Here is an 11,261-nt window from a genome sequence, read left to right on the forward strand (position 1 = left end):
ATTGTTCAAATGAATGTTTTTGCTTCTTTTCAGCTACCGAAGCTCTCTGGTGAAAAACAATAACATTTTACTTTTTCTCTTCATTGCCTTTATTAAATAATTTAACAATAGTTTATTCAAAAATTTCCCAAGAGTCAATATGAAATAATTTTTATATTTAAAATGTTAAATCTTTTCATTTTTACTTGAAAAACCACCAAAATGGCGGCCGGATCATCAGCTCTTTCTTGTCACGAAGTGTTCAAATCTTTTTGACTTGTTTGTGAACTGTTTCATGAAGAACTCCAAATTCAAAATTAACGAATTTATAATAGCCATGTAACCAAGTTGATTATATGTATATTACTTTTGACACTATTCAATCATTCACACCAAAAAAGAGAAAGTTTCTTATCTGAAAAATTGACAAAAATGGAAAGAGGGAAAAAAATGTTTTGTTATCAATGTGAGCAAACTCCAACCGGAGGCTGTAATGTAATCGGTGTTTGTGGAAAAGATGAAACGATTGCAAGTTTACAAGATACAATTATTTTTGGATTAAAGGGTATTGCTGCCTATCGTACTCACGCTAACCAGCTGGGATTCACAGATCATTTCGTAGATGCAACTACACACGAAGCCCTTTATTTGACACTGACAAATTCAAACTTTAACTTACAAGAGCATATCGATATGGCGATGAAAGTTGGTCAATCGGCAGTGCGTGTTATGGAGTTACTAGATGAAGCACACACAAGTAGACTTGGAATTCCGCAACCGATTCGAGTAAGCCAAAATAAAATTGAAGGTAAATGTATTGTTGTAACTGGTCACAATCTTTTTGCTTTAGAAGAATTATTAAAGCAGACGGAAGGAAAAGGTATCAATATCTATACCCATTCTGAAATGCTTCCAGCTCATGGTTATCCGGTATTGAAAAAATATTCGCATTTAAAAGGAAATATCGGGAAGGCTTGGTACGATCAACGCCGCCTTTTTGAAAAATTCCCTGGAGCTATTTTAGCGACTACCAACTGTGTAATGCCTATAAAAGGAACTTATGCAGATCGCATGTTTAGTTATGAAGTAGCCGGTTTAGAAAATGTCCAAAAAATTGTTAATGATGATTTTTCACCATTAATCGAAAGAGCATTGGAACTACCTGAAGCCAATATCGATTCAGATGAAACACTATTAACCGGATTCCATCATGAAACAGTTTTAGGTTTAGCACCAGAAGTTATTGCAGCTGTTAAAGAAGGAAAAATTAAAAGATTTTTCGTTATTGCTGGTTGCGATGCACCTGGTAAAGGCGGAGAATACTACCGTGAGCTTGCAACATCCCTGCCTCCTGAGACAGTGATCCTTACAACATCGTGCGGAAAATTCCGTTTTAATGATGTTGATTATGGAACTGTACCTGGTACAGATATTCCACGGTATATTGATTTAGGTCAATGTAATAACTCGGTTTCAACCATTAAAATTGCTAAAGGGCTTGCAGAGGCTTTTGAATGTGAGATTAATGAACTTCCTGTCAGCATCGTGCTTTCTTGGTTTGAACAAAAAGCAGTCGCCATTCTTTTAGGGTTGTTCAGTTTAGGTATTAAAGATGTCAGAATCGGACCAAAACCACCTGAATTCATTTCTGAAGGTGTAATGAACGTTCTCCAAGACACATTTAATTTAAAATTAATCGGTACAGCCCAAGAGGATATACAGGAAATGCTTCAACTTTCAAAATCTTAACCGCAAAACATGGTTAAAACGGAAAAAAGGTTGAGGCTGAAACCACCCACATTAGAGTAAAGGTTTAGTCGAATAAGAAAACCCGAACCCGCGAATTAGGTTTTTCAATATTAATATGTTACACTTTGTTTACCATTTGATTTACCGTTTCCCCACCCATTCTAAGGTGGGGTCTTTTTTTTAAGCATTAAAAAACAGACTCCAAAGTGGAGTCTGTTTTTTTGTTTTTGAATTAAGCTTTACGAACGTTAGCCGCTTGAGGTCCACGGTTACCTTGCTCAACGTCAAAAGTAACGGATTGACCTTCTTCAAGAGTTTTGAAGCCTTCTCCTTGGATAGCTGAGAAGTGAACAAATACATCTTCTCCACCTTCACGCTCGATGAATCCGAAGCCTTTTTCGCTGTTAAACCATTTTACTTTACCATTTTCCATTTTTCATTTGCCTCCTAGTGTGTTAAACACACAATATATTACTATCCTTGCTCTTAGTGATCATCTAGAAGAAAAACACCGAACAAAAATATTTATTAAAGAATATCACTAATTAAAAGCGTTTTCAAGTTTACAATCTTTTGACCAGTTAAGTGCAATAATTTCATATCTTACTTACCATTTTCTAACAGGTATGAAATAATCTCTTGATTCGTACTTTGTAGAGAGCTAGGAATATCATTACGATTTGAAATTAAGCTAAAATAAAAAGTATCGACTTTATTCTGATATAAGCTATATCGTAATATGTCTTTTTTACTTACGAGGTTACTTAGAATTTCTTCAAAAAATTCCCCCTGAGACATCATATCCGTTGCTCCTAAGTGAAAAATCCCTTTTAAATTACTTTCAATCATAAATCGTAGTTGTTTTGCTAACAAAACATCTAAAAGATTGTTACATATGAGATTGCTGTACACATCTATCACTTTATTATTTTTTATACTATCTTTAATTAAGTTCCATCTCGGTGAATCCATACCCCATATCGCTGGAATCCGGATGATTATTACTCGCTCATCCAAAGCTTCTTTAAGTATATTTTCACATTTAATTTTGAAGTTCCCGTAATCTGATTCAGCAATAGGTATATCTATTTCTGAATGGGATTTAGAAAAGTCTCCATCAAAAACATTAGTGGTTGAAAAGTAATAAACACGGGTACTTTTATTTTGCAAATCCATAGCCAATTTCTTATGAAACTCAAGTTGCCGATCAAACTCTCCTCTAAGGCACGAAATCACTATGTTGGGTTTAATTGAATTTGTTATTATTTTTAGTTTATCGAGATGCTGTACTTCTAATTGGAACTGCTTATCAATAGGAAGACTAGTTAACTTAGAAGAATATGTTCCGTACAGGTCAAAATCATATTTCAATTCATCAATTAAAGCTCTGCCTACAAGCCCGCTTGCACCAAGAATTAGTATCTTTTGCATCATATTTCCCCCTTCGACAAACTTTTTATAAAGAATCAACTTTAAATTTCAAGGAATCTCCTTGTGTTTACCTCTTCCAGTCTTTCCTTGATGATAGCCTGCTACATAGAATACAAGTCCTAAGAAACCAAAAACAACATCCTCAGAAACACCTAACTCTCCAAGCAACAAACAAATACAAATAATGATTACAACAACAACAATCGATATTATAGTAATTTTATTCTTTTTTCTATTGGACTCCTTTTGTTTATCTCTTCCTGTCCTTCCTTGATGGTAACCTATACCGCCGAGAAGCAGCCCTAAGATTCCAAAAACAACATCCTCTGAAACACCCATTTCTCTAAGCAACAAAGAAATACAAATAATGATAATGATAACAACAACAATTATCGAAATAATATTAATTTTATTCTTTTTTCTATTGGAATTTTGTTTGTTTTTTCGTCTCACCATACTCCTTCACCCCTCTCTTTGAGTATACGAGTGATTAGAAAAAGTATCCCGCTTTTATATTGGCGTGCCTAATACACGCCTTCTATATTAATTGAATTATTAATTACTAAAAATTCCCATTTGAAAAAATAGAAAGAAGCGACTGTTCCGTGAACAATCGCTTTCGCTATTTTTGTCAGAATCCAATTACAATATTGTGATATACCCTTCTGTTCCATGCACCCGAATGCGTTGCCCATCTTTTATCAGTTTGGTAGCATTTTCTACTCCAACAACTGCTGGTAAGCCATATTCACGTGCGATTACTGCTCCATGGGTCATCAGTCCACCAACTTCGGTGACTAAGCCTTTTATCGATACAAACAAAGGTGTCCAGCTAGGGTCAGTAAAGGCAGTGACTAATATATCTCCATCTTCTAGATCAGCATCTTCCATGTTTAAGATGACACGTGCCCTTCCCTCTATCACTCCGGAAGAAACAGGCAGACCTACAATAGCTTCAGGAGGGAGATTTTCACGGTTGTACTCCCCTGTAACGATTTCACCATCAGACGTGATCACACGTGGAGGAGTAAGTTTTTCATATAATTTGTACTCCTCTTTTCTTTTTTTGATGATTTGGTAATCCAGTTTATTTGTGCGTGCTGCTTCGTGAAGTTCTTCAAAAGTGAGATAGTATATATCTTCTTTTTCTTGAATAAGGCCCTTTTGTGCGAGTTGTTCGGCTTCTTTTAGTAAAGCCAGTTTATAAACGAAATAGCGACTAACCATGCCGTATTTTGGATATTCACGGTAACCGATGAAATTTCGGACTAGGTCGATCATGCGTTTTGTTTCTTTGGCTTTTTGTTCACCATCCGGTAATTGCTTCAATCGCTCTAATACGTCCTGTTCTTTTTTCAAAGCTTCCTGTAAACCTTGTTCAAATTTCCGTTTGCTGGCATTAGGTTCAAAGTTTTTGATGTTACCCAGAATCATGGGAAGAAGTGTAATTGGTTTTTCAGTCCAACGAGTTTTAGTAAGATCAATTTCTCCACTACATCGCATTCCGTATTTGTTGAGATAAGTATAGATCGCGTCTCGGGTTTTTTGTCCACCTTCAAACTTAACCAGTTCATCCAAAAAGTTATCATCTTTTACATGTTGTAAATAATTAATTACTTCCGGATAAGGACGAATCACATCTGCTACATCCAATAACGCCAGACCCATTTCTGAAGTAATATTGTTTGGTACAGATTGTGATAGTGTGTCTGCAACGTTTTTTTCACCTAACCACTTATTTATTTTTTCATTGATCCATGATGAAGCATCCATAGCTGCCATAAACACACGCGAACTCTGTGGATTAAATAATATCTTCTTTAATTCCTGGATATCTTCAAGAATAAAATGAAATAAATCCAATCCTGATTTCGTTTGGATGTTTTGTTTTAACTCTTCTATTGATGCTTGAGTACTCTTGATCAAATCAGCAACGATGGCCGGATCGCTGTCGATTTCTGCGAGCATATTTGTATGGCTTCCGCTGGGACTCGGTGCTTTTTGATCATTTGCTAACGATTTAATAAAATCTCCTCGCTCTATTATGGTCATGAGTGCATCTTTCATGAGCGGGTCGTGTTGGCCCATGGCATTTAATAACATTTTTCTGCTGTCAGTTGAAGCCAGCCTATGTGTGATATCAACAAACAACCTTCCGCCAGCTTTACGCATAGGTGCAGGAGTCGTTAGCAGGTAAAAAGACAATCCCAGTGGTTTTATAGGGTCGGTCATCATTTGTTGATGACCGACAGATATATATACGTGATTTTCTTGATCATTCGCTTCTGGGATCGGGAAAAGCGTAGTGATTGGCCGACTTTGGACAATATAAAAGGTATCATCAACCAAACACCATTCGATATCTTGCGGACAGCCAAAATAAGCTTCAATCTGTCTACCGATACGTGCCAGTTGTAAAATTTGATGTTCAGTAAGTGTTTGAGTCTTTTGCTGATCAGGATCAATCTGCACAGTCTCTGTACCGCCTTCTTTTAATCCATAGATAGCTATTTTTTTGGTTGCAATCCTCTTATCAACGATTTTATCTTCTTGTACTTTATAACAATCCGCAGATACTAAGCCAGAAACCAGTGCTTCACCAAGTCCAAAACTGGCATCGATTGATAGCAGCTTTCGATTAGAAGTAATCGGATCAGAGGTAAATAAAATCCCTGACGCCTGTGGGAAAACCATACTTTGAACGATAACGGATAAATAAACTTGTCTGTGGTCAAATCCATTTTGCATACGGTAGATTACCGCGCGGTCCGTAAATAGAGAAGCCCAACATTTGCTTATATGCTGCAAGATGGCTTCTTTTCCGATGATATTTAAATAAGTGTCTTGTTGACCAGCAAAAGAGGCATGTGGTAAATCTTCAGCAGTCGCACTAGAACGCACTGCATAAGCATGTTCATCACCGAGATGGGAGAGATAGTGTGTAACTTCTTTCACAACATCGGAAGGTATTTCTACTTCCATAATGGTTTTTCGAATCTTCCGGCTGATTTCACCAATTTGTTCTCGCTCCTGTACTTTTAGCAGCGTTAGTTGATCCAACAAAGCCTGATATGTTTCGTTTTGTTCGATGGCTTTTTGGTATCCCACTGTTGTAACACAAAATCCTTCTGGTACTTGTATTCCTTCAATTTTTGATAATTCCCCTAAATTTAACCCTTTTCCGCCAACCAGCAAAAGCTGCGGTTTATCCATTTCCTGAAAACCGAGAACCAAAGAACTCATTCTACATCTCTCCTAACCAGTAAGGTTCTATTGATTTTAGCAGTAGTAATTGAGAATAAAAAGTCTATTTTGACCATTTTTTATATGCTATAATTAAATTAGGGAGAGTTTGAAAAAAATAGCCTGGTCCTTACAATACAGTAATCTGATTCCCCGGTTCATCCTCTCGAAAGCATGCCTTTCATTCAATAAAAAAGATTTCCTTTATGAAAATAAAATTCTTAAGAAGTTCACTTTCATTGATTGATATACTATTTGTCAAATCTTTCGTTCTCAATACAAACTCTTTAACCCCAATAAATTCTGATTCAGTAATTAAGTAAAATTGTGTTCCTTTTTTATAGCCATTGAATTGCCTTTTTAGTGTGTATACCTTCATTGATAACCTCGAATAATGTGTATTTTTTATAAATGGAATTATACCATTAAAAATAGCTCTGACATTTATGTTAAAAAGAAAAAACCGCCCTTAGGCGGTAGTGATTAACTGACAATACCGTAAGTTTAAAGAGGAAATGGTTTTCGACCTCATTCCCCCTCAAACATTACAAAAGTGTTTTTTCCTTGCAATTTAGCTTTATACATAGCTTTATCTGCATTTCTAATTAAGCTGATCGCATCTGTTCCATGTTCTGGAAAAAAGGCCAAACCAATACTTGTTGAAGTGTAAATCTGAATATTTTTTATGTTAAAAGGTTTGTTAATCTCTTCAATGATTCTATTAACAATTTTTGGGGCCGAAGGTTTATCAATCTTTGGTAAAAAAACCAGGAATTCATCTCCCGCAAAGCGTGAAACTGTATCCTCTTTACGTAAACAGTTTAATAGTCGATCTCCCATTTCGATTAATAAAAGATCACCAATTTCATGCCCATAATTGTCATTTACATGTTTAAATCCATCAAAATCAAGAAAAATGACTACACCAGCTTGTCTTCCCCTTCTTAGATCAATCAGTGAACCGGTTAATATTTCTTCAAAATATCTCCGATTTGACAATCCAGTCAATGGGTCAAAATAGGATAAAGCTTTATATTTTTCTTCTGCTCTCTCTAATCTGATTCTTTGTTTCATAACAATAAAGAGAAATGGCGTAAAAAGCATTGTAGTAATAATGGTGCCAATGAGCGCTTCTATTCCACCCATAGGTATTTTCCATAACCAGTGAATAACACTATATAAGATGTTAAATTCAGTAATCTTTATTACCAATAAGCCAATTAAGATAAAAACTATTTTATATGACCATTTTATATATTTATTTCTTCCTGTTCTCAAATAATACATCCCCATTTTAATAATCCTCTTAACAGATTACTAAATCTAATTTACTACTTCAAATGTAGTTTACTGGTAATAGCTCACATACTATTAATCTACAAACATTTTCTTATCTTTATTTATATGGGCATACACACAGTCAACTAGGTATTAACCTACATATGGTACACAAAGTAAGTTCATGTGCATAGGAGGTTTAAGCATGACAAAATTTTATTCTTTTCATGGGACCGTCACCATGATTACTGATCTTGTTGGGCATAATAGTGAAGGAGATGGCTGTAATAAATTAATATCTGTCGTAAACGAAATGGGAGCAATAGTAAATTTCGTGGTGTCACCGAGCACTTATTTTGTAGACCATGTAATGGTGGCAGCAGGAGATCGTGTGACTGGATATTATGACGGAAATGCACCTGCTCCACTTATTTACCCACCACAATATCAAGCACTTGTCATGGTAAAAGATAGTCCATATCAGAATGTTAAAGTAGATTATTTTAATAGTCAGTTAATAAGTAGTGATGGACGATTACGATTAAATATTTCTCCATACACTCAAATGGTTTTAACAAATGGGCAATCCTTTACAAGTATCCCTGCGAACAGAGATCTCATTGTTATCTATGGGCCATCCACAAAAAGTATCCCCGCCCAAACCACTCCATATAGAATTATAGTATTGTGTTTGAGGTTATTATAGAAAATTCCTGGTTGGGATCATAGTTAGTATAAAAGAACCTTTTAAATTGTAATTACTTTGATGCACGAGAATATTTCCTCCTCCACAGATTTAAAGTTCCATTCATGTGGATAGTAACCTAATGGATTGCATATCATTTCTATTCCCTTATATTTACCATGGTATCTGGAATGAATATGACCAAAAATATATTTTTCAACTCCATATTTCATGGCCAATTCCTCGAATCGTGAACTGCCCATCATCGCATTGAAAAAGTCCCAACTAGGATCATTCTTACATAATACAAACTGTGAGCAGGGAACGAAATGTGTTACCATAATGATATTTCTTCCGCGATATTCGCTTAACCAGTTCTCTATTCTTGTAATATATCGTTCAGTTACTTCATAATCATTCCTCGTCCAATGAGCATTTGTTTTATCTGGCCACGTAAAGTCATTAAAAGTACCAGTTTGGAATTGTTCTTTGGTATATCCTTCTATTCCAAAGGTGTAATCATACCAGCCTCCATCGCCAATAATAACCCAATTTTCATCTAATTTGACTGGACCATTTCCAAGGTTCCCTTGAAACTCAAGTAGTGTTTGATAAGCTAATTCAGAATCTTCATGGTATATATCGTGGTTTCCATGTACAAATAATATCCTGGTTTGTGGATATTCACTTTGTAGTTGATTTAACAGGTCAAGACTTTTTTCAGGGCCAGCAGTCATATCGCCGCTAATGATAAACACTTCCGGTGAATGGAGTGCGATCCATTTTTTTAACGTTGCCATTATATCAGACTTTGTATTTTTACGATTTAAACCTTCATGAATATCGGACAAAACCGCAATTCTCATTCAATCACTCCCGCTCAAATTTTTATGAATATTCCTGTTTTTGTATGCCAATGGTGTCATGTTCATCGCTTTTCGGAATTTATCAATGAAATAGCTTGTGCTGTTAAATCCTACTTGATAGGCAACATCTGTGACACTGGAATCTGGTTGTTGCAATAAAACTAAACTTTTTTGAATTCGAAAATCGGTAACGTAATTCAGAGGAGTTTTCTTTAAAATTCGTTTGAAGTATCGACAGCACTCCGAACGACTTAATTGCCCAGCTCGTGCAATATCGTCTAAAAGGATTTTCTCAGGAAAATGCAGGTGGATCCAATCTATCATCTGCTTCATTCGTTGACTCTTTACCATTTCCGTCTGCTCGTACTCTAATTCAATACCATTAATAATTAAGTTCTTCCAAATTAATGTTAGATGAATGCTGATGTCGATTTCATAGAATGGAGGATTTTCTTTTATCAATTGATTGATTTTCATCATAGAGTCCAAAATATTATTCGCCCAAAGCTTCTTTGGCACTAAGAGTAAAAAAGGTATATTAGTCGCCTGAATATAAGGGTTTACATAGGTTGAATAAAGTTCTTGTGATAAAACGAAACTTGGGGAAACATTTAAACAAATATAGGTACATCCCGAAATATTCTTATCCTTTGCCATGTGCAGGCATCCACTATTTATAAATAGACCCTCGCCTTCCCGCACAGTAATATTTTCTTCATTTACTTGAAAAATGGCTTCTCCTTTTACAATGAGAACAAACTGAAATTCAATATGCCAATGAAGTGGTATATATCCATTTACATTTTGGTTAATCGTTGTTTCGTAACAAGCAATCGGCAGCACAACTGTACGATGTTCAGTTAATTCTTTTAAACTTTGGTCCACCATAAAATCTTTAATTTGCACACTACCGCCTCAATATAATTATATTTTTTCATTCAATTTGAGTATTATTTAAGAGGTTTTCCACTTATTATTTAAGATATTATAACACTATTTTTATATTTGAAGGTGGAGAATCAACCATGAATAGACGAAAGGGAATGTTTCTTGTTATAACGGGAGCGGTATTTTGGGGAATCGGTGGCACAGTTGCCAAAAAGCTTTTTCAGCAGTATCAAATCGATGTGGATTGGTTGGTTACGATTCGATTGCTCATAGCTGGTTGTTTACTCTTAACGGTTCAATATTTCATTAAAGACCGTTCCCAGATACTTGGGGTTTGGAAAAATCGGAGGATCGCTATTCATTTGATTATCTTCGGGTTAGTGGGTATGCTTTCGGTTCAATACACCTATATGGCTTCTATTAAACATGGAAATGCTGCTGTCGCAACATTATTACAGTATTTAGCACCTGTTATGATTATCTTATATTTAATTTTTCGGAAACAAACGGTCTTAACACGAAGAGATTTGCTTACAGTAACGCTTGCTTTAGTTGGTTGTTTTTTCTTATTAACAAACGGCTCCATCTCTCAGTTATCTGTGCCAACCCTTGCCATCGTTTGGGGTGTTTTATCTGGAATAGCTTTAACATTCTATACTCTATATGCCGTTCCATTATTGAAGCAATACGACTCCCTTGTCATTGTTGGATGGGCTATGATTATCGGTGGTTTTGCATTAAGTTTTATCCATCCGTCTTGGCAAATGGACTTTTCAAGTTTACCTTTAAAAGCTTATTGGTATTTAACCTTTATTATCGTATTTGGTACTATGATTGCATTTTGGTTCTTTATAGAAAGCTTACAAAGTCTGGAGCCTAAAGAATCAAGTCTTTTAGGCAGCATAGAGCCACTAGCAGCTGTTTTAACAACAGTCTTTTGGCTAAAAGAACCCTTTAGTTCTTTCCAATGGGTTGGTACAGCTTGTATTATTGGCATGATATTTTTGTTGGCTTTGAATAAAGAGCCTTCTTCAAGTACAAGCCAGCCTTCAAAAAATGAAGAGCCCCTCAGAGTAAGTTGATAGAGGGGCTTTAATAAAGTCCCACTTTAGCCAACAAAAGTATTTTTCTTTAAATCATTC

General features: G+C 35.5%; 10 protein-coding genes and 1 other annotated feature (1 of these 11 only partly in view). Of the genes, 3 read left to right on the forward strand and 7 right to left on the reverse strand.

The genetic code is table 11. The features are described 5' to 3' along the window. Positions 1-93: a binding site (T-box leader), on the reverse strand; it reaches 181 nt to the left of the window's first position. Between the two features lie 336 nt (positions 94-429). Continuing rightward, positions 430-1,728 carry a hydroxylamine reductase gene (gene hcp, locus LC455_RS00770; RefSeq protein ID WP_223587660.1) on the forward strand — a complete coding sequence of 433 codons (1,299 nt, stop codon included), beginning with the start codon at positions 430-432 and terminating at the stop codon, positions 1,726-1,728. Positions 1,729-1,960: 232 nt separating this feature from the next. On the opposite strand, the gene LC455_RS00775 is transcribed toward hcp, so the two are convergent. The 5 genes from LC455_RS00775 to LC455_RS00795 all read right to left on the reverse strand — a co-directional run bounded on the left by LC455_RS00775 (position 1,961) and on the right by LC455_RS00795 (position 7,695). Then, on the reverse strand, positions 1,961-2,161 hold the full coding sequence (locus LC455_RS00775) for a cold-shock protein (protein ID WP_223587661.1): 201 nt from the start codon (positions 2,159-2,161) through the stop codon (positions 1,961-1,963). Between the two features lie 170 nt (positions 2,162-2,331). Continuing rightward, entirely contained in the window at positions 2,332-3,162 is an 831-nt protein-coding gene (locus LC455_RS00780) for a sugar nucleotide-binding protein (RefSeq protein ID WP_223587662.1), read from the reverse strand. A 45-nt stretch (positions 3,163-3,207) separates the two neighbouring features. After that, a complete protein-coding gene (locus tag LC455_RS00785; protein WP_223587663.1) occupies positions 3,208-3,615 on the reverse strand; it encodes a hypothetical protein in 408 nt (135 codons plus the stop codon). A 186-nt stretch (positions 3,616-3,801) separates the two neighbouring features. Beyond that, positions 3,802-6,402, reverse strand: a complete 2,601-nt coding sequence (ppsA, locus tag LC455_RS00790) for a phosphoenolpyruvate synthase (protein WP_223587664.1) — start codon at positions 6,400-6,402, stop codon at positions 3,802-3,804. A gap of 528 nt (positions 6,403-6,930) precedes the next feature. Continuing rightward, positions 6,931-7,695, reverse strand: a complete 765-nt coding sequence (locus tag LC455_RS00795) for a GGDEF domain-containing protein (protein ID WP_223587665.1) — start codon at positions 7,693-7,695, stop codon at positions 6,931-6,933. Positions 7,696-7,885: 190 nt separating this feature from the next. On the opposite strand from LC455_RS00795, the gene LC455_RS00800 reads away from it, so the two are divergent. Next, a complete protein-coding gene (locus tag LC455_RS00800; RefSeq protein WP_223587666.1) occupies positions 7,886-8,386 on the forward strand; it encodes a hypothetical protein in 501 nt (166 codons plus the stop codon). A gap of 41 nt (positions 8,387-8,427) precedes the next feature. On the opposite strand, the gene LC455_RS00805 is transcribed toward LC455_RS00800, so the two are convergent. Together LC455_RS00805 and LC455_RS00810 are read right to left on the reverse strand one after the other, a co-directional pair. Beyond that, entirely contained in the window at positions 8,428-9,231 is an 804-nt protein-coding gene (locus LC455_RS00805; protein ID WP_223587667.1) for a metallophosphoesterase, read from the reverse strand. After that, positions 9,232-10,131 carry an AraC family transcriptional regulator gene (locus tag LC455_RS00810; RefSeq protein ID WP_223588639.1) on the reverse strand — a complete coding sequence of 300 codons (900 nt, stop codon included), beginning with the start codon at positions 10,129-10,131 and terminating at the stop codon, positions 9,232-9,234. Between the two features lie 125 nt (positions 10,132-10,256). On the opposite strand from LC455_RS00810, the gene LC455_RS00815 reads away from it, so the two are divergent. After that, entirely contained in the window at positions 10,257-11,201 is a 945-nt protein-coding gene (locus LC455_RS00815; protein ID WP_223587668.1) for a DMT family transporter, read from the forward strand. Positions 11,202-11,261 lie beyond the last annotated feature (60 nt).

The organism is Neobacillus bataviensis, from assembly GCF_019969725.1.